This window comes from Streptomyces sp. NTD91, from assembly GCF_059510455.1.
The window spans coordinates 167,622-186,872 of the sequence record NZ_JCAJZW010000001.1 but is presented as its reverse complement, the minus strand read 5'-3'; the positions used below and the strand labels follow the sequence as shown (position 1 = coordinate 186,872).

The window sequence follows — 19,251 nt, the reverse complement described above, 5'->3', positions numbered from 1 at the left end:
ATGCAGTCGGCGGGTGCCCCGGACTTTGCGGGCTCCGACCAGCGTGCCGGTATCGTGCCCGGGTGCTGACTGTGACCTCGGTGAACGTGAACGGCCTGCGAGCCGCCGCCAAGAAGGGCTTCGTGGAGTGGCTCGCGCAGACGGACGCGGACGTCGTCTGCCTGCAGGAGGTGCGCGCGGAGCCGCATCAGCTGCCCGAGGAGGTGCGCCGGCCCGACGGCTGGCACGTCCTGCACGCCCCGGCCGCCACCAAGGGCCGCGCGGGCGTCTCCCTCTACACTCGGCGCGAACCCGACGCCGTCCGGATCGGTTTCGGCTCGGCCGGGTTCGACGCCGGCGGGCGCTACGCCGAGGCCGACCTGCCCGGCGTCACGGTCGCCTCCCTCTACCTTCCCTCCGGCGAGGTCGGCACCGAGCGGCAGGACGAGAAGATCCGTTTCATGGACGAGTTCCTCACCTATCTCAAGGCGCTGCGCGAGCGGGCCGCCGCCGAGGGCCGCGAGGTCGTCGTCTGCGGCGACTGGAACATCGCCCACCAGCAGGCCGACCTCAAGAACTGGCGCGGCAACACCCGGAACTCCGGCTTCCTGCCCGAGGAACGCGCCTGGCTCAGCCGGGTGTTCGCCCCCGGGGACGGCGGCTACGTCGACGTCGTGCGCACCCTGCACCCCGAGACCGAGGGCCCGTACACCTGGTGGTCCTACCGGGGGCGGGCGTTCGACAACGATGCGGGGTGGAGGATCGATCTTGCCGTGGCGACGCCCGGCCTCGCTCGGCGTGCGGTCAAGGCGGTGGTGGAGCGAGCGGCCAGTCATGAGCAACGGTGGTCCGACCACGCTCCGGTGACAGTGGTCTTCGACATCTGACGCCGACCGCGCGTGCGTGCCCGTTCCGGCGACGAGGCCCACGTGCGGTCACCCGGTGGTCGCGTCGGTGTCCCGGCCGCGTGGCGCCTTCCCCGATCGTGAGGGTCGGGCGTGATGTGTCCGGCCCGTCGGTTCGTTCGGGCCCACCGCCGCGTCGGCCCTCGGCGGCGACGACGCGGACTCCGACTCCGTCGCGCAGCAGGTCCTCGCGGGTGGCAGGTGCCGCCCTCCCTGTCGCTCGGCGGTGGCGGTCGAGCGTACCGCTGTGGTCCGAGGCCTCGAGTGCTGTGTTCCGTTCGAGCGGGTCCGAAGAACCCTGGTGGCGCAGCCGCCGGAGCCTTTTCGATTTCACTGTCGAAGGTCGAATCGACATTCGCCGACGCTTGCCGGAAAGGTGCCCGATGGAGTGAACGATCGGCGAGCCTAGGGCGTGTTTCGAAAGTGGCGTCGTCCGCCCGGAGGGCGGGGTCCGCGGCGTCTGGTGCGGTGCATCGCAAGGCGGAGGGTCGTCCTCGTACCGGGTGTACGTGGACGATCCCGACAACGCGGCGAGGTGCCGTGCCAGACGTCGCGGACCAGACGGGACTTTCGAAACACGCCCTCTAGCCCCGCTTGCTGATCCGTCGGTCGAGGGCCAGGGACAGTTCCGCCTCCACCACGTTGCGGGCCAGGGGACGCAGGCGGTGGAGGTCCTCCTCGGGGGCGTGGCGGAGGACCAGGTCGGTGAAGAGTTCGGCCAGGGCGTCGGCGTGTTCGCGGACGCGGGCGCCGGCCGTGAGGACCTCGGCGAGCGGGATGCCCTCACGGACCAGTGCGGAGGACACGTCCAGCAGGCGGCGGCTGATGTGGACGATCTCGTCGCCGTCGGTGCCGAGGTAGCCCAGTTCCATGGCGGCGGCGAGGTTCTCGGGGGTGACCTCGCCCTCGAAGCGGGCGGCGAGTTCCTCGGGGGTGAGGCGGACCGGTTCCTCCTCGGTCGGGGTGCCGACGCCGAGGAGGTCGGCGACGTCGCGGCCCTGGTCGAGGGCCTCGGCGAGTTCCGCGATGCCGCTGAGGGTGTGGCCGCGCTCCAGCAGGGCGGCGATGGTGCGCAGACGGGCCAGGTGGTGGTCGTCGTACCAGGCGATACGGCCCTCGCGGCGGGGCGGCGGGATCAGCTTGCGCTCGCGGTAGAAGCGCAGCGTGCGCACGGTGATGCCGGCCAGTCCGGCCAGCTCCTCCATGCGGTACTCGCGCCGTGCCGGCGGCCCTGCCTCCGGGTGTTCCGTGTCCTCTGCCACGCCCGAAGCCTATGTTGTACCGCCGGTAACTTTCCTTCTCCCGACCCCTACCGTGCGGTACGGAGCTGCTCTACAGTCCCATTGCGCCAGTGTTCACTGGCAGAGTCCAAGGCGATGCGTGGAGGCTTCGGGATGGCCGAGCACGAGCATGTACGGGTGGCGGTGATCGGGTCCGGGTTCGGCGGTCTGGGGGCCGCCGTGCGGCTGCGCCGCGAAGGGATCACCGACTTCGTCGTCCTGGAGCGGGCCGACAGCGTCGGCGGCACCTGGCGGGACAACAGTTACCCGGGGTGTGCCTGTGACGTCCCCTCCCACCTGTACTCCTTCTCCTTCGCGCCCAACCCCGACTGGCCGCGCGCCTTCTCCGGGCAGCGGCACATCCGCGCCTATCTGGAGCACGTCACCGATCTGTACGGGCTGCGGCCGCACATCCGCTTCGACTCCGAGGTCAAGCTGATGAGGTGGGACGGCGAGAAGCTGTGGTGGGAGATCGAGACCGCGCGGGGCACGCTCACCGCCGACGTCGTCGTCTCCGCGACCGGGCCGCTGTCCGACCCGAAGATCCCCGAGGTCCCGGGCCTGGAGACCTTCCCGGGCAAGGTCTTCCACTCCGCCCGCTGGGACCACGACTACGACCTGCGCGGCAAGCGCGTCGCCATGGTCGGCACCGGCGCCTCCGCCATCCAGATCGTGCCCTCCATCCAGCCGAAGGTCGGCCGGCTCATCCTCTTCCAGCGGACCCCGCCATGGGTGATGCCCCGCATGGACCGCGCCATCAGCGGCGCGGAGCGCCAGCTGCACCGGTCCCTGCCCTTCACCACCCAGCTGCGGCGCGGGCTGCTGTGGGGCATCCGGGAGCTGCAGGTGCAGGCGTTCACCAAGCACCCCGACGAACTCGGTCTGGTCGAACAGCTCGCCAAGCGCAACATGGCCCGCGCGGTCAAGGACCCGGCCCTGCGCGCCAAGCTCACCCCCGACTACCGCATCGGCTGCAAGCGGATCCTGCTGTCCAGCACGTACTACCCCGCGCTGGCCAGGCCGAACGTGGACGTCGTGGCCAGCGGGCTCAGCGAGATCCGCGGGTCGACCGTCGTGGCCGCGGACGGCACGGAGACCGAGGTCGACGCGATCATCTTCGGTACGGGCTTCCACGTCACGGACATGCCGATCGCCGAGCGCGTGGTGGGGACGGAGGGCGTCACCCTCGCCGAGTCCTGGAAGAACGGCATGCAGGCGCTGCGCGGCGCCGCGGCCGCCGGGTTCCCCAACTGGATGACGATCATCGGGCCCAACACCGGGCTCGGGAACTCCTCCATGATCCTCATGATCGAGTCCCAGCTGAACTACATGGCCGACTATCTGCGGCAACTGAACGTCCTCGGCGGCCGTACGGCCCTCGATGCCCGGCCGACGGCCGTCGAGGACTGGAACCGCAAGGTCCAGGAGCGGATGAAGCGCACGGTGTGGAACACCGGCGGCTGCACCAGCTGGTACCTCGACGAGAGCGGCCGCAACACCACCATCTGGCCCGGTACGACGTCGGAGTTCCGGCGCGCGACCCGGCGGGTGGACCTGGCGGAGTACGAGGTCGTCCGGGTGCCCGCCGAGTCGTCCGGCACGGCAGCACCGCATGCCGAGTCGTCCGGCGCCGCCGCGCCCGGGGCCGTGGCTGCCGCCCGGCAGAGCGAGGGTGCCGCATGAGCCGCCCCGCCCCGGTGGCCTTCGTCACCTCCGGGCCGTACGCCCCGCCCGCTCCCGTCCGCGAACTCACCGTCGTCTCCGCCGACGGCGCCCGGCTGCACGTCGAGGTGCACGGCCCCGAGGACGCGCCGCCCGTCGTCCTCTCCCACGGCTGGACCTGCTCGAGCGCCTTCTGGGCCGCGCAGATACGGGACCTGGCGACCGACCACCGGGTGATCGCGTACGACCAGCGGGGGCACGGGCGCAGTCCTGCGAGCCCCGCGTGCACCACCCAGGCGCTGGCGGACGACCTCGAAGCGGTGCTCGCGCAGACGCTCGCGCCCGGGGAGAAGGCACTGATCGCCGGCCATTCCATGGGCGGGATGACGGTCATGGCCGCCGCCACGCGCCCGCGTTTCCGGGAACACGCCGCCGCCGTCCTGCTGTGCAGCACCGGCAGCTCGCGGCTGGTCCCACAGGCGCGTGTGGTGCCGCTCGGCGCCGGGCGGGTGCGCACCTGGGTCACCGGGCGCATCCTCGGCTCGCGAGCCCCGCTCGGGCCGGTGACGCCGGTGGCGAAGAGCATCCTCAAGTACGCCACCATGGGCGCCGGTTCCGCGCCGCACATGGTGGAGGCGTGTGCCCGGATCGTGCACGCCTGCCCGCGCGCCGTACGCCACGCCTGGGCCGTCGTACTCGAGGTGCTCGATCTCGACCACGGCGTACGGGAGTTGGGCACGCCCACCGCGATCGTGCACGGCGTGTCCGACCGGCTCACGCCTCCCGTGCACGCCCACGCGCTGGCCGCCGCGCTGCCGCACTGCATCGGCCTCACCGAGCTGCCCGGCGTCGGCCACATGACCCCGATCGAGGCCCCCGACCAGGTGACCGGCCGGATCCGGGAACTCGTCACCACGTACGTCGCGGGGACGCGCACCGAACGGAACACGGCGCGGACCGAGCAGGTCGAGCAGATCGAACAGACCGAGCAGGCCGAGCAGATCAAGGAGGGCGCATGAGCAGGGTCAGCCTCGAAGGGCAGGTCGCGGTCGTCACCGGGGCGGCGCGCGGGGTCGGTGAGCTGCTGGCGCGCAAGCTGTCCGCGCGCGGCGCGAAGGTCGCGCTGGTCGGGCTGGAGGAGGACGCCCTCAAGGACGTCTCCTCGCGGCTGCACAGCGAGAGCGCCCACTGGTACGCCGATGTCACCGACCACGAGACCATGAGCCGGGTCGCCCGGGAGGTGAAGGCACGGTTCGGGAAGGTCGACATCGTGGTCGCCAACGCCGGTGTGGCGACGGGCGGTCCGTTCATCGACTCCGATCCGCAGGCGTGGCGGCGGGTGATCGAGGTGAACCTGATCGGCTCGGCGGTGACCGCGCGGGCGTTCCTGCCGGTGCTGGTGGAGAGCCGGGGCTACCTGCTGCAGATCGCGTCCCTCGCCGCGATCACCCCGGCGCCGATGATGACGGCGTACTGCGCGTCCAAGTCGGGCGTGGAGGCGTACGCGCACAGCCTGCGCGCCGAGGTCGGCTACCAGGGCGTGCGGGTCGGCGTCGCGTACCTGTCCTGGACCGACACCGACATGGTGCGCGGCGCCGACCAGGACGACGTCATGCGGGAGCTGCGGCAGCGGCTGCCGTGGCCGTCCAACAAGACCTACCCGCTGGGCCCGGCGGTGGACCGGCTGGTCGCCGGGATCGAACGCCGCTCGGCGCATGTGTACGGGCAGTGGTGGCTGCGCGGCATGCAGGGCCTGCGCGGCTATGTGCCGGCGCTCATCGGGACGGTCGGGCAGCGCGAGATGAAGCGCTTCGCGCCGCGGCTGCAGGGCATGCGCTCCGGGCTCGTCGGTGCGGGTGGGGCGGCCGACGAGGCGGCGCGCGCTACGCAGGGTGACTGATCCACATGCGTTCCGTGGTGGCCCGTGTGAATCTGGGTGAGGCCCCACTGAGGGGCCGATCCCCCACCTCACCCACCACGGGAGTGAACCCACATGGGTATGAAGGACAAGGCCAACGAGTGGCAGGAACAGGGCAAGCAGAAGCTCGGTGAGGCTCGCGAGCGGGCCGGCGGCCAGCAGCAGCCCCAGCGCGGCCAGCAGCCCTCTCGCGGTCAGCAGCCGCAGCGCGGCCGCGAGAACCTGCGCGACATGGAGGACACCGAGTCGGAGATGGAAGACCGCTTCGACCGGGACTACGACGCGTAGCCGCTGCCCTCGGCTTTGGCCGGTTGGCGTGGGGCGCCCTTCTCTGCGGAGGGTGCCCTGCGTCTTTCGCCCGCGTCGGTCGGTTCGCCCGCGTCAGCCGGGGCGTGGGGGGAGCTCGGGGCGGGTTCGGTCGGGGACCTCGCTGTAGTCGGGGGGGACGGCAGCGGGCGTGGATTCCAGGAGTTCCAGGGCGAGTTGGATCGCGTCGTCCATCTGGGCGTGGCGGCCCTCGGCCCAGTCCAGGGGGGTGCGCATGATCTCCAGGTCGGGTGCGACGCCCTGGTTCTCCACGGCCCAGCCGTAGGCGTCGAACCAGGCCGCGTTCATCGGGACCGTGATGACCGTGCCGTCGCCCAGCCGGTGCCGGCCGGTCATGCCGACCACGCCGCCCCAGGTGCGCGTCCCCACCACCGGGCCGAGCTTCAGCAGCTTGAAGGCGGCGGTGATCATGTCGCCGTCCGACGACGTGGCCTCGTCGGCGAGGGCCACGATCGGGCCCCGCGGCGCGTTCGAGGTGTACGAGACCGGCTGCGCGTCCCTGGTCAGGTCCCAGCCCAGGATCGTCCGGGTCAGCTTCTCGATGACGAGTTCGCTGATGTGCCCGCCCGCGTTGCCGCGCACGTCCACGATCAGGGCCGGCCGGGACACCTCCATGCGCAGATCGCGGTTGAACTGGGCCCAGCCGGAGCCGCCCATGTCGGGGATGTGCAGATAGCCGCACTTGCCGCCGCTCAGCTCGCGTACGACCTCGCGGCGTTTGGCGACCCAGTCCTGGTAGCGCAGCGGCCGTTCGTCGACGAGCGGGACGACGGCGAACCGGCGGGCCCGGCCCTGCTCCCCTTCGGGTGGGACGAACGTCAGCTCCACGGTCGTACCGCCGGAGCCGGCGAGCAGCGGGAACGGCCCGGTCACCGGGTCGACCGGGCGGCCGTCGACATGGGTCAGGATCCAGCCCTCGCGGATGCCCGTGCCGGCCAGCGGTGAACGGGCCCTGGAGTCCGACGAGTCGCCCGGCAGGATGCGTTTGACCGCCCAACCCGCGTCCCTGCGGACGAGGTTGGCGCCGAGGAGGCCCTGCCAGCGCTGGTAGTGGGGCGGGCCCTCGTTGCGGCGGGCGGCGGTGACGTAGGCGTGCGAGGTGCCCAGTTCGCCGAGGACCTCCCGCAGCAGATCGGCGAACTCGTCCGGGGAGGCGACGCGTTCGACGAGGGGACGGTACTGGTCGAGCACCGCGTCCCAGTCGATGCCGGACATCCCGGGGTCCCAGAAGTAGGCGCGGATGATCCGGCCGGCCTCGTCGAAGGCCTGGCGCCACTCGGCGGGCGGGTCGACCACGTGCAGGATGCGGCGCAGGTCGATCCAGACGGTCGTGTCGCTGTCGCCCATCTCCGTGGCGGGCACCGCGCGCAGGTCGCCCTCGTCCACGACGACGAGCCGGGTGCCGTCGCCGCTCACCGCGAACCAGTCCAGATGGTCGACCAGTTCGGACTTCTTCGCCTTGGTGATGTTGAAGTACTCCAGGGTCGGGCGGCCGCTGACGTCCGAGGGGTTGGCGAAGGTCTCGCCGAGCGCGCCGGAGATCGGCCAGCGCAGCCAGACGAGTCCGCCGCCCGCCACCGGGTGCAGCGCGGAGTACTTGGAGGCGATCACCGGGAACGGTGTGACCCGGTTGGCCAGGCCCTCCACCTCCACCGTCACCGTGCCGGCCTCGCCCGTCTCCTCCTCCTCGACCGGGTCGAGCCCGCCGGCCGCCGGACGGCCCTCGGGGTTCAGGGCGAAGGGGGAGGGGGTCGCGGAGCTCAACGGGACGAGGTACGGGCGGCAGCCGAGCGGGAAGGACAGGTCGCCGGTGTGGACGTCGTACACCGGGTCGAAGCCGCGCCAGGAGAGGAAGGCGAGATAGCGGCCGTCGCGGGTGAAGACCGGGTTCTCGTCCTCGAAGCGCCCGTTGGTCACGTCCACGACCAGCCGGTCCTTGATCCGGGCCAGCTTGATCTGGCGCAGTGAGCGGCCGATTCCCGGGTGGGACCAGGCGAGCCAGGTGCCGTCCGGGGAGAAGGCGAGGTCGCGGACGGGACCGTTGATGGAGCGGATCAGCTCGGTGACCTGGCCTCCGGCGGTCTCGCCGGGGGCCGGGGGCCGGGGTCCGGGTCCCGTGGACGGCGGGGCCTGGGCTTCGGGGGTTGCTGCGGGTTCGCAGGGCTGGGCTGCGGCGCTCTCGGTGGGATCGGCCGACCGGTCCGCGGGCGTTCCCGTGGTTTCGCCGGCCCGGCCGCCGGTGGTCTCTGCCGGGCCGGTTCGTTGATCGGCGGTGTCCGCCGCAGGCCCGGTCTCCTTGTCGCCCTCCCCGGCCGCCGCCAGGATCTCCCCGGCCTCCAGCGTCTCCTCACCCCCCTCCGCCGTCACGTCGATCAGCAGCAACCGGCCGTCGTGGGATGCGACCGCCAGCCGTTCGCCCAGCGGGTCGCAGACCATCTCCAGGACGCGGCCCAGGTGGCCCGAGGCCAGTCGGCGGGGCGCGCGGTCGCCGGTCGCGCGGGGGAGCTGAGCGATCTCGACGGCGTCCTCGCCCTCCGCGTCGGTGATGTACGCGACCTGCCCGGTGGTGCCCAGCATCTCCGGCAGCCGTACCCGGACGCCGGGCGTGTCGGTGATCGTACGGGCGGGGCCGTCGCGGTGGGTGAGCCAGTACAGGCTGCCCCGGACGACGACGGCGCTGGCCCGGCCGGTCTCGTCCACGGAGATGCCGTCGACGTTCTGCGCGGCCGGCACCTGGTAGTGGCGGCGCCCGTTGGCCGGCCCGGCGAGGCGGACGTCCAGCTTGCGCGGTACGGCGCCGGGGGAGAAGTCGTCGGCCAGCCACAGATCGCCCGCGCACTGGTAGACCACCCGCGTGCCGTCGCTCGAGGCGTGCCGGGCGTAGAAGGCGTCGTGATCGGTGTGGCGGCGCAGGTCGGTGCCGTCGTAGGCGCAGGAGTAGAGGTTGCCGACGCCCTCGTGGTCGGAGAGGAAGGCGATCCGGCCGGCGACGAACATGGGGCAGGCCAGATGGCCGCCGATGTCGGGCACGAGTTGCTGACCGTGCAGCCACAGGCGGCCCATGGCGCCGCCGCGGTACCGCTTCCAGGAGGCCGGTTCGTGCGGCGGGGTGCCGGTGAGCAGCAGGGTCTTGTGCACGCCGTCGAGGTCGGCGACCTGGATGTCGGCAACCGGGCCCCAGGGGAGCTTGCGGCCGGGGTCGCCGTCGGTGGACACCTTGTAGGCCCACGTGAAGTACGAGAAGGGCTGGCCGTGGGAGGCGACGGCGAGGATGTCGTTCTCCGGGGTCCAGCCGCAGACCTGCGTGTCGGAACTGCCCCAGTACGTCAGTTGCCGCTCCGGTCCGCCGTCGACACCGACGAGGTGGATCTCGGGCATGAGGCTGTGCCAGTTCGTGTAGGCGATGCGGCGTCCGTCCGGCGAGAAGCGGGGGTGCCCGGCCTTGGTGCGGTCCGCCGTGAGCCGCCAGGCCCGGCCCGGGGCGTCGAGCGGGGCCAGCCAGAGGTCGTCCTCGGCCACGAAGCACAGCAGGTCGCCGCTGAGGTGCGGATGGCGCATATAGCTCACCTCCCCATGCTTTTCCGGTCCAAGGGCACCAGCAACTCGTGCGCCGTCGGCGGCCGCGGCCTCGCGCACGACCCGCACCGGCCGCTTGCGCGTCCCGCACGCTTGTACGGCTCCGACGTCCGTGAGCCGGAACACGTACGAAACGGTTTCGTTTCGCAGCTTCTCGGGGTATGTTCATGATGTACACAAGCAGGAGGCTCCGGAGCGTGGAGGTGGACGGCATGACCGACGTCGTCGCGACGGGGCGTCGCAGTCGGATCACGCCCGAGCGGGAGGCCGAGCTGTACGAGGCCGTGCTCGACCTGCTCCGGGAGGTCGGCTACGACGCCCTCACCATGGACGCCGTCGCCGCCCGCACCCGTTCCAGCAAGGCCACGCTCTACCGCCAGTGGGGCGGCAAGGCCGAACTGGTCGCCAGGGCGGTGCGGCACGGCAAGCCGGGCGGCTTCGCCGACGAGGTCGACACCGGGTCGCTCAGAGGCGACCTGCACGCCCTCACCCTGCGCTCCGACGACTGCGAGATGGAGCAGAACTCCGCGCTGATGCGGGGTCTGGCGATGGCCGTCCACGGCAACCCGGACCTGCTGCGGGCGTTCAAGGAGCATCTCGTCGAGCCGGAGCTGGCGGCTTTGCGCCGTGTGCTGCAACGGGCGATCGACCGGGGCGAGGTCCGCGCGGACAACCCGGCGATCGACTACGTGATGCACATGATGATCGGCGGGTTCGCCGCCCGCACGCTCATCGACGAGCAGCCGCCGACGCAGGCCTTCCTCCTGTCGTACATCGACGCCGTGGTCCTCCCCGCCCTCGGCGTCACCACCGGCTGATCACCACCCGATCGCCTTCCCGTCCCCGAGCAAGCCCACCATCTGACGTCACCGCTCACGTCGTCGGGCTGATCACCCCTGCCCTGATGAACCCACGACCTGACCGGGAGTAGGTCCGACGTGGCCACATTTCTGTACGGACTCGGCCGTCTCGCCTTTCGGCGACGGCACTTCGTCGCCCTGACATGGGTTGCGCTGCTCATCGTCGCCGGGGTGGGGGCCGCCTTGGCTCCGCCCGCCGGCAACACGTCCTTCTCCATCCCGGGTACCGAGGCGCAGAAGGCCTTCGACCTGCTGGAACAGCGTTTCCCCGGCATGAGCGCCGACGGCGCCACCGCGCGCGTGGTCTTCAAGGCGCCCGACGGCGAGAAGATGACCGACCGCGACAACAGGACGACCGTCGAGAGGACGGTGAAGGAGCTGCTGAGCGGCTCCGAGGTCGCCTCCGTCGCCGACCCCTACGCCGGGCACGCGGTCAGCAGCAGCGGCACGATCGCGTACGCCTCGGTGAAGTACAAGGTCTCCGGCATGGAGCTGACGGACTCCTCCCGGAACGCCCTCAAGAAGGCCGCGCGGCACGCGCGGGACGCCGGACCGACCGTCGAGGTCGGCGGTGACGCACTGAACGCCACCCCGGAGACCGGATCCAGCGAGGTCATCGGCATCGGGATCGCCGCCGTCGTCCTCGTCGTCACCTTCGGATCGCTGCTCGCGGCCGGTTTCCCGCTGCTCACCGCGATCGTCGGGGTCGGCATCGGCGTCTCCACGATCACCGCGCTGGCCGACGCCCTGGACCTGGGCTCCACGAGCTCCACCCTGGCGTCGACGGGAGTTGAGAAGTGCCTGCGCTCCGGAGACGGATAGCCCGTACGTATCCGGATCGACGAGAGCGCTGTCTTGCTGGGCGGAGCCGGTGGGGAGCGGCCGATTCCGAGATGCGTGCCCGTGCGGTGTGTGATCGGAGGACGTGCACTCCGACGCCCTGATCCCCCGACTGCCCGCCTTGATCGGCCGGACGCCGCAAGGCGCCCGCACCGTGGTCAACGCCTGCAGTAGCCCGCTGGATGACATCGCCCCTCGTCGGGGCCGCGATCGGCGCCGTGTTCTTCACAGAGCGTTTCGGGGCACCCAGGATCGCGGCGGCCGGGTTGCTCGTGGCCGGCATCGGGTTGATGCTGCACGCCGGGTGGCCCGGCAGGGCAGAACCACCCGGCAGCAACCGGACGACAGGGAGCCGTTCAATGACCGACAAGCCGACCGTCAGCGTTCTGGGCACCGGGATCATGGGGGCCGCGATGGCCCGGAACCTGTGCCGCGCCGGACTGGAGGTCCGCGCGTGGAACCGCACGCGGGAGAAGGCCGAGCCGCTCGCAGCCGACGGCGCGCGGATCGCCGGCACGCCGGCGGAGGCCGTCGAGGGCACCGACGTCGTCCTGACGATGCTGTACGACGGCGCCACCGTCCTGGACGTCATGCGCGAGGCCGCGCGCGCCCTGCGCCCCGGCATCGTGTGGGCGCAGTGCACCACCGCCGGGACCGAACTGGTCGGCGACCTGGCGGCGTTCGCCCGCGAGCACGGGCTCGTCTTCTACGACGCCCCCGTCCTCGGCACCAAGCAGCCCGCCGAGGCCGGCCAGCTGACCGTGCTGGCCGCCGGGCCCGAGGAGGGGCGGCAGACGGTCGTGCCCGTCTTCGACGCGGTCGGTGCGAAGACCATGTGGACCGGGTCCGACGGTGCCGCGGGCAGCGCCAGCCGGCTGAAGCTGGTCGCCAACATCTGGGTGCTCGCGGCCACCGCCGCCGCCGGTGAGGTCCTCGCCCTCGCCCGGGCCCTGGACGTGGATCCGCAGGCGTTCTTCGAGCTGATCGAGGGCGGCCCGCTCGACATGGCCTACCTGCGCACCAAGGCCGGGCTGGTCCTCGACGGCAGGCTGACCCCGCCGTCGTTCGCGGTCGCCACCGCCGAGAAGGACGCCCGGCTCATCGTGGCCGCGGGCGAGCGCGGCGGCGTACGGCTGGACGTGGCCGCCGCGGCGGCGGAGCGGTTCGCCCGCGCCGCCGCTCAGGGGCACGCGGACGAGGACATGGCCGCCGCCTACTTCGCCAGCTTCGAGGAGGCCGGGGACGACAAGGGGTGACCCATGCCGCCGAGGTGACGTTCCCCGCGCGCGGGAGCACCCTGGAAACAGCTGGAAATCAGCGGTTCCCGGAGGTGATCGTCATGATGCACACCACTGTCGGATGGCATGTCGAGCTGGAGTTCATGGAAGACGATCAGCACACCAGGGCGGCGGCGCTGGTGCGCTTGCCCGACGGCACCGAGGTGCGGTCGCACGGCCACGCCACCCGGCATCGCGTCGACTCCAACCAGCCGAGGGTCGGCGAGGAGATCGCCGGCGCGCGTGCCCTCAACGAACTGGCCATGCAGCTGCTGACCAAGGCCCACGACGAGATCGACTCGGCGTCCGGACGGACCTCGCACACGATCAACGTGTGAGCGTCCGGGGCGTACGGCTCCCCGGGCGCGGCGGCACGCGGCGCTACGCGAGGGCCGTGCGGACCGCCCGGACCAGCGCCTGCGCTCTCGGATCTGCCGTCACACTCTTGCGGAAGCCGTTGGTGACATAGCCGAAGGCGATCCCCGTCTCCGGGTCGGCGAAGGCGAGGGCGCCGCCCCGGCCCGGGTGGCCGAAGGAGCCGGGGGAGAGCAGCGGGGACGCGGCGCCGTGCAGCATGTAGCCGAGGCCGAACCGGGTGCCGACCGCCAGGACCCGGTCGGGTCCGGCGGACTGTTCGGTGCGGGCGAGGCGCGCCGTCTGCGGGGTGAAGAGCCGGGCGCCGCCGTCCAACTCGCCGATGAGAGAGGCGTAGAAGCGGGCCAGCCCGTCGGCGGTGGCGATGCCGTTGGACGCGGGCAGGACGGCCGCGCGGTAGGCGGGGTCGTTCTCGTCGGGCAGCGGGGTGATGGCCGCGAACGCGCGGCGGGTCAGCGAGTCGGGGTCGGCGTAGGCCTCGGCCACCGCGCGCTTGGGGCGGGTCTTCAGGGCTCCCGAGGCCTCGGGAGCCTCGACAGGTCCGACGCGGCCCACGCGGGCGTGCTCGGACTCCGGCAGGCCGAGCCACAGATCCGCGCCCACGGGGCGGGCGATCTCGTCCGCGATCCACGCTCCGGCCGGGCGGCCGGTGATCCGCCGGATCAGTTCGCCGGTGAGCCAGCTGTAGGTCTGGGCGTGATAGCCGTGGTCGGTGCCCGGCTCCCACACCGGCGCCTGCGCGGCGACGGCCGCGGCGCCCAGGTCGGGGTCGGCGGCCTCGGCGGGGGTCAGCGGGCGGTCCAGTACGGGCACGCCCGCGCGGTGGGCGAGCAGGTGCCGAACGAGGGTGCGCTCCTTGCCGGCCGCCTTGTACTCGGGCCAGTACGCGCCGACCGGGGCGTCCAGGTCCAGGTCGCCTCGCTGGTGCAGGAGCAGCAGCGCGGCGGCCGCCACGCCCTTGGTCGCGGAGCGCACGGTCTGCGCGGTCCCGGGCCCCCAGGGGGCCGAGCCGTCCACGTCCCGGGTGCCGGCCCACAGGTCGGCGACCTTGCGCCCGTCGCGGTAGACGGCGACGGCCGCGCCGCGTTCCCCGAGCAGCGCGAAGTTCGCTGCGAACGCCTCCCTGACCGGCTCGAAGCCGTCGGCCACTGTGCCGTTCACGTCCACGTCCGCCGCCCCTTTCGATCGCCTGCGACAGTGCGTGCAACGTCGGCCGTGTGCCTGCGATTCCTTGGTGGGATCAGCCCAGCAGGATCGTTACATCGATGTTGCCTCGGGTGGCGTTGGAGTGCGGGCAGACCTCGTGCGCGGCGTCCACCAGGTGGTCCGCCACGTCCGGGTCCAGCACCCGTCCAGCCGCAGTGACCCCTCGGTGGGGCGGGGCGGTCCTCGTTCGTCACGCGCCCATGGTCACGGACGCGCCCGCGCCGTCGGCACGGTGACGTCCGCCTCACCGGGGCGGCCGGCCGCGTGGCCCGGGCGGCGACGGGGAAGCCGAGCACGTGTACGGCGAAGAGGACACGGGGTCACTGCGCGGGCGCCGACATCTCTCTGCGAGGCGCAAACCAGAAAATATGGGACATTAGGGGTAAAGCGGAAAACAGGCTCGTGGTTTTCGCGCAGGGTGACTCAGAGTGAAAGGGCGGTCCGATGTCTGTGGTCGAGCAGTACGCACGCGCCCATATCGTCACGGACGAGGAGGACCCGGGGGCCGTGCCCGTCGTGCTGCGGTACGACCCCGACTCCGATCCACGGTCGGTCCGGGTCGGCCTGCCGGGCCCGCAGGAGTGGACCTTCTCCCGCACGCTGCTGGAACGGGGCCTGCGGGCACCGGCCGAGAGCGGCAAGGTACGGGTGTGGCCGTGCGGCCGGGTCCAGGCTGTCGTCGAGTTCCATTCCGACAACGGTGTCGAGGTCGTCCAGTTCGAGTCGAAGGCGCTGCTGCGCTTCCTCCGCCGCACCTACACCGCCGAGCCCGTGCGCAGCTGATCAGCCGCCCATCTTCAGCAGGGCCGCCACGATCGGACCGGCCGTGTCGCCGCCGTGGCCGCCCGCCTGCACCACACCCGCGGCCGCGAGATCACCCTTGTAGGCGGTGAACCAGCCGTTGGGCTTCTTCTGCCCGTCGACCTCCGCGGAGCCCGTCTTGGCGCCGTAGTCCCCGCTCATGCCCGCCATCGCCTTGGCCGCCGTCCCGTAGTCCGCGGTGAACCGCATGACGTCCTTCAACTGGGACTGTGTCTTCGCCGACATCGTGCGTGCGGCCTTCGCCAGCGTGCGGTGGTCCACGTCGGGGGAGACCAGGTAGGGCTGACGGAAGGTGCCCGACTCCACGGTGGCCGCCACCGCCGCCATGTTCAGCGGGTTCATGCGGACTCCGCCCTGCCCGATCAGCGAGGCGCCCATCTGCGCGCCACTCTGCACCGGGACGGAACCGTCGAAGGAGGGCACGCCGATGGCCCAGTCGTCCATGCCGAGGCCGTAGACCTGCTGGGCCTCCTTCGTCAGGTCGCTGTTCGACAGCTTCGGCGCGAAGTCGATGAAGGCGTTGTTGCAGGAGGCCCCGAAGCTCTGCCGGAACGTGCCCTTCTTGATCTCGGAGTTGTCGTCGTTGTGGAACGTCCAGCCGGCCAGCTTGTACGTCTTGGGGCAGGGGTGCGACGCGTCCGGGGTGACGAGCTTCTTCTCGAAGAGCATGGTCGATGTCACGATCTTCATCGTGGAGCCGGGCGCGAGAGAGCCCTGGAAGGCGACGTTGAAGCCGTGGTCGGTGTTGGCGACCGCGAGGATCTCGCCGGTCGAGGGCCGCACGACCACCACGGACGCCCGCTTCTGCTTGGCCACCTGCTGCTCGGCCGCCGCCTGGAGGGCGGGGCTCAGCGTCGTCTTCACCGTGCCCGGCGTGCCCTTGCTCAGCTCCACGAGCGTCTTGTCGGACAGCCCGGCCTTCTGCGACGCCTTGCCGCGCACCACCCGCAGCTCGATGCCGGCCCTGCCACCCGCCGTCTTGCCGTACTTCTCCCGCAGCCCGTCCAGCACCGTGCCCAGCGACGGGTACTTGGCGGCCGTCACCTCGCCGCCGTCACGGTCCAGCGCCTTGATCGGCGGGGTGCCCGACTCGCCGGTGACGAGCGTGTCGCCGTCCTTGAGACCCGGGTGGACGACCGAGGAGTGCCAGGCGACCAGCGGCTTGCCGTCGCTCGCCCGCCGCACCACGGTCAGGGAACTGCCGTACGCCAGCGGCTTGCTGAGCTTCTGGTACGCCACGGTCGCCTTGACGGTGAACGGCACCGTGTCGCCCTCGGCCGCACCGGGGGTGAGGGCGACGTCCTTCAAGTGGGCGTCCTGGACCACCCCGTTGAGCAACCGGGTGGCGGCGGAGGCGTCGTCGGTGGCGGCGGCCGCCTCGGCGATCCTGCCCTGCTGCCACGCGCTCAGGAAGCGGGTGGAGGCCGTGCGGACCTCGGCGGCGGTGAGCGAGCCGGTCTTGACGGTCTTGTGGTCGGCCGTGGCGGCGGTCCGCTCGTCGGCGGCGGCACCGCCGCCGGTCAGCGCGTAGACGGCGAACCCGGCGCCGCCGACGACCAGGGCGATCACCCCGCCGACCAGCACGGGCCCGGTCGTCCTCCGTCGCTCGGCGACGCGCCTTCTCTTGCCCACAGCCTCAGTTCCTCCGTGCCTTCCCCGGGGTCTCCGCAGCCCTCACACTCCCCAACGACGCCACTCACCTTATGGTCCCCGCCCCGGCGGGTGACGCCGGCGGCCGATCCGTAGCACGGTTGCGACATTCCGCGCGGCCCGGACGCCCCCGCACGCGCGCGTCGCGCGATCAGACCCACGTGTCCAGCCACATCCGCGACCGCCACGAGTCGATCGGGATGGCGGTGCCGGTGTACAGGGGCCAGAAGTAGATGAAGTCTGCCGGATCTGGCCTTATGGGACCCTGACCAGCCTGTTTGCGTCTGGCCGGGGGTGGAACAGGCGGCCTGGGCCGTCTCTGGGCCGTGATCAAGTTGGCTGGTCGCTAGGACTTCGTCGCTGCTCGTGGACTGCGCTCGCGCGCGAGCCCTGCCTCTGTGTGCCTTGCCCGTGATTCCTGCGGAGTTCCCTTGCGGGGAAGAACTGCGCGACAGTGCGTCTGGTTCCTGGATTCCGCCTGCGGCCGTTGACCTCCGCCTCCCTGCCCTGAAGCACGGGAGGCGGAGGCCAAAGCGGTCAGGGCGCGGTCCTGAAGGGGATAGGACGCCCGGTGAACTTGTCTGTCAACGTCCTGTCGCCAAGCGGAGCGTCCAGGCGGACGCTGATCCTCTCACCGGCGTTGTGGCCACAGGTGACCTCGTCGCCACGTCCTCCCCACAGTGGCCACGTGCGTTTCAGTAACAGTGTCACAGTGTGAGTGGATTCGTGGGCTTCGAGGCGAGGGCGGTTCTCGCACGAACCCCACCTCTCGACCGCGCTGATCGTACGACCGTTATCGCTCACGATGACGCTCTGCTCTCGCGGGTTGTCCACCGCCGAGGCGTCTTCAGTGTGCGAACGCTCCAAACGGTTCCAGAAGTGCAGCCCCACCATCGCGAAGACTGCCAGGACCAGGACAGAACAGCCCATACGCCGGAACAGTTGGGATCTACTTCCGTACACAGCAGTCTCCTCCGTGTTGATGCGCCACAGAATGCTGGTGGGAGACGCTTCAGCGTCTTCCACCAGCTGTTACGTCACTGACCGGTGACGAGAGTCCAGCTCATCGTGGCGAGAGTCTGCCGAATCGGAACATAGTAGAGGCCCGGGAAACACCACGGCGTTCCGCTGCTCGTGGTCGTGTCCACTACATCCGATTTTTCGGACGCGGAACAGCTGTTTTCGTGGTGGTCGGCCGAGGATCCCGGCATTTCCCCGTCGAAGGCGGTGAGCGTTCCGCGTGCCTCATCGGCCGTGAAGTTGTTGACGCCACGGAAGACGGGAGCCCCGCTGTCACCGTTGACCCCAGCGATGTCGTCCGTGCTCGACGGAGTGGCGCACCCACTCTTGTCGGACGTCAGCCCGCTGGTGCAGGCGAGGTCTGCGATGGGACGCCACCATCCTCCGGAACCGCTGGTCCCGACATCAGTCTTTTCGATCTTGAGCTGGCAATGGACGCCGCCATTGGCACCGTCCTCGCACACGTAGTCACCGATGAAGTTCTGCGCCGGGCCAGTGATCGGCTTCGCGTAGTGCCAGTTGGCCTTAGCAGGCCCGTCGAACAGATAGCCGGTGACCTCCGGCACCGGAAGGTCGATCCCCTGGACGTCCACACGCGTGTCGTACTCTCGGCCGTCGCTGCTGCCGACAGCGGTATTGCCCCCGTACGTGCGCCAGAGGCCGTCGTTGCCATTGCAGTGGAGAGCGGTGGTCAGCATGTTCTGACCCTTTTCGTTCTTGATGCCGAATCCACTGGAACACAGGCTTCCCGAAGGAGTCCTGAGCGCGGCTCCTCCAGTCCAGGCCGGTATGTCCCACAACCTGGTGCCCTGCACCGCAGAGCCGTCTTTGACCGAGGGGGCACGGTCAGCCGGTGCTGCGGCCGGCGGGGCCACATCGAGTGCAGGCTTGTAGTGCGCCGTGGTGCTGATGCCGGTCAGCCGGTCGGTCAGGGCCTTGACCTCGCGCGAGCGCTCCTCGCGGACAGCCGGCGCCAACGATTCCCGCGCTGCCGTGCCCGAAGCGCTGGCATAGGTGATCTCCAGGCCGCTGCCGTCGACAGCACCGCCCATACTCGTGATCCGGACCGGCGTGGACTCCGACCGGATATGCAGGTCGATCGGCTTGCCCCCGCGCATCAGCCTGTCGCGTGCCGCGTGGAGATCGGCCTTGGAGTAGCGGGCGGGAATGACCTTGGCGGTGACCCCGTTGGGTAGGTGGGCCAGGATGTCAGTGACGCGTTTTGGCGGGGTGCCCTTCCAGTGCAAGCGGAGCTGGTTGTGGATCGGGTCGACCTCGATCTCCGTGAAGCCGGGGATCTTCGCACGGTCACCCTCGGTGAGGTTCTGTGTGATCTGTGTCGCTATCTTGTCGAGGACTCCCTGCTTGTCCCCAGTGGTGAGTGCCAGGGGTCTGGTGACGGGATGCGTCGGCGCACTGCCCTTCGGGGGCAGGGGTAAGGCGTTGACCGGCCAAGCCAGGCTGGTGATGACTCCCGCAGCAAGAGCTGCCGTAGCGGCAGCAGCACCGGTAGATCGTGCAAAACGCAAGAAACTTCCCCTCTTCTCGCATGAA

General features: G+C 71.0%; 14 protein-coding genes and 2 pseudogenes. 10 read left to right on the top strand and 6 right to left on the bottom strand.

All coding sequences use genetic code 11. The features are described 5' to 3' along the window. Nucleotides 1–71: 71 nt before the first annotated feature. Entirely contained in the window at nucleotides 72–866 is a 795-nt protein-coding gene (locus tag AC5WRT_RS00805) for an exodeoxyribonuclease III (RefSeq protein ID WP_496091996.1), read from the top strand. A 602-nt stretch (nucleotides 867–1,468) separates the two neighbouring features. On the opposite strand, the gene AC5WRT_RS00800 is transcribed toward AC5WRT_RS00805, so the two are convergent. Then, a complete protein-coding gene (locus AC5WRT_RS00800) occupies nucleotides 1,469–2,089 on the bottom strand; it encodes a MerR family transcriptional regulator (protein WP_496091995.1) in 621 nt (206 codons plus the stop codon). 189 nt (nucleotides 2,090–2,278) lie between these two features. Here AC5WRT_RS00800 and AC5WRT_RS00795 point away from each other — a divergent pair, with 189 nt between their 5' ends. The 4 genes from AC5WRT_RS00795 (at nucleotide 2,279) to AC5WRT_RS00780 (ending at nucleotide 6,032) form a co-directional block, all read left to right on the top strand. Then, nucleotides 2,279–3,847 (top strand): flavin-containing monooxygenase, encoded by a 1,569-nt coding sequence (locus AC5WRT_RS00795; RefSeq protein WP_496099832.1) that lies wholly within the window; start codon nucleotides 2,279–2,281, stop codon nucleotides 3,845–3,847. Then, complete coding sequence (locus AC5WRT_RS00790; RefSeq protein ID WP_496091637.1) at nucleotides 3,844–4,845, top strand: alpha/beta fold hydrolase; 1,002 nt, start codon at nucleotides 3,844–3,846, stop codon at nucleotides 4,843–4,845. Before AC5WRT_RS00795 ends, AC5WRT_RS00790 begins: the two co-directional genes overlap by 4 nt. Continuing rightward, on the top strand, nucleotides 4,842–5,726 hold the full coding sequence (locus tag AC5WRT_RS00785) for an SDR family oxidoreductase (protein WP_496091636.1): 885 nt from the start codon (nucleotides 4,842–4,844) through the stop codon (nucleotides 5,724–5,726). Before AC5WRT_RS00790 ends, AC5WRT_RS00785 begins: the two co-directional genes overlap by 4 nt. 93 nt (nucleotides 5,727–5,819) lie before the next feature. Continuing rightward, on the top strand, nucleotides 5,820–6,032 hold the full coding sequence (locus AC5WRT_RS00780; protein WP_496091635.1) for a hypothetical protein: 213 nt from the start codon (nucleotides 5,820–5,822) through the stop codon (nucleotides 6,030–6,032). Between the two features lie 93 nt (nucleotides 6,033–6,125). On the opposite strand, the gene AC5WRT_RS00775 is transcribed toward AC5WRT_RS00780, so the two are convergent. Then, nucleotides 6,126–9,629: a S41 family peptidase gene (locus tag AC5WRT_RS00775; protein ID WP_496091634.1), complete on the bottom strand. Its 3,504-nt coding sequence runs from the start codon at nucleotides 9,627–9,629 to the stop codon at nucleotides 6,126–6,128. Nucleotides 9,630–9,859: 230 nt separating this feature from the next. On the opposite strand from AC5WRT_RS00775, the gene AC5WRT_RS00770 reads away from it, so the two are divergent. The 4 genes and pseudogenes from AC5WRT_RS00770 (at nucleotide 9,860) to AC5WRT_RS00755 (ending at nucleotide 12,962) form a co-directional block, all read left to right on the top strand. After that, nucleotides 9,860–10,465, top strand: coding sequence for a TetR/AcrR family transcriptional regulator (locus tag AC5WRT_RS00770; protein ID WP_496091633.1), 606 nt, complete (start codon nucleotides 9,860–9,862; stop codon nucleotides 10,463–10,465). Between the two features lie 120 nt (nucleotides 10,466–10,585). Beyond that, nucleotides 10,586–11,287: pseudogene (locus AC5WRT_RS00765) on the top strand (MMPL family transporter); the annotation flags it as partial. Between the two features lie 419 nt (nucleotides 11,288–11,706). Next, entirely contained in the window at nucleotides 11,707–12,603 is an 897-nt protein-coding gene (locus AC5WRT_RS00760; RefSeq protein ID WP_496091632.1) for an NAD(P)-dependent oxidoreductase, read from the top strand. An 83-nt stretch (nucleotides 12,604–12,686) separates the two neighbouring features. Continuing rightward, nucleotides 12,687–12,962: a DUF1876 domain-containing protein gene (locus AC5WRT_RS00755; protein ID WP_496091631.1), complete on the top strand. Its 276-nt coding sequence runs from the start codon at nucleotides 12,687–12,689 to the stop codon at nucleotides 12,960–12,962. Nucleotides 12,963–13,005: 43 nt separating this feature from the next. Here the strand turns inward: AC5WRT_RS00755 and AC5WRT_RS00750 are convergent, their stop codons facing one another. Together AC5WRT_RS00750 and AC5WRT_RS00745 are read right to left on the bottom strand one after the other, a co-directional pair. Next, nucleotides 13,006–14,166 carry a serine hydrolase domain-containing protein gene (locus tag AC5WRT_RS00750; RefSeq protein ID WP_496091630.1) on the bottom strand — a complete coding sequence of 387 codons (1,161 nt, stop codon included), beginning with the start codon at nucleotides 14,164–14,166 and terminating at the stop codon, nucleotides 13,006–13,008. Between the two features lie 73 nt (nucleotides 14,167–14,239). Continuing rightward, nucleotides 14,240–14,347 (bottom strand): annotated as a pseudogene (locus tag AC5WRT_RS00745) (organic hydroperoxide resistance protein); the annotation flags it as partial. 302 nt (nucleotides 14,348–14,649) lie between these two features. On the opposite strand from AC5WRT_RS00745, the gene AC5WRT_RS00740 reads away from it, so the two are divergent. Continuing rightward, nucleotides 14,650–14,988, top strand: a complete 339-nt coding sequence (locus tag AC5WRT_RS00740) for an SsgA family sporulation/cell division regulator (RefSeq protein WP_496091629.1) — start codon at nucleotides 14,650–14,652, stop codon at nucleotides 14,986–14,988. On the opposite strand, the gene AC5WRT_RS00735 is transcribed toward AC5WRT_RS00740, so the two are convergent. Beyond that, complete coding sequence (locus AC5WRT_RS00735; RefSeq protein ID WP_496099831.1) at nucleotides 14,989–16,659, bottom strand: penicillin-binding transpeptidase domain-containing protein; 1,671 nt, start codon at nucleotides 16,657–16,659, stop codon at nucleotides 14,989–14,991. Between the two features lie 1,055 nt (nucleotides 16,660–17,714). Then, complete coding sequence (locus AC5WRT_RS00730; protein ID WP_496091627.1) at nucleotides 17,715–19,226, bottom strand: chymotrypsin family serine protease; 1,512 nt, start codon at nucleotides 19,224–19,226, stop codon at nucleotides 17,715–17,717. Nucleotides 19,227–19,251 lie beyond the last annotated feature (25 nt).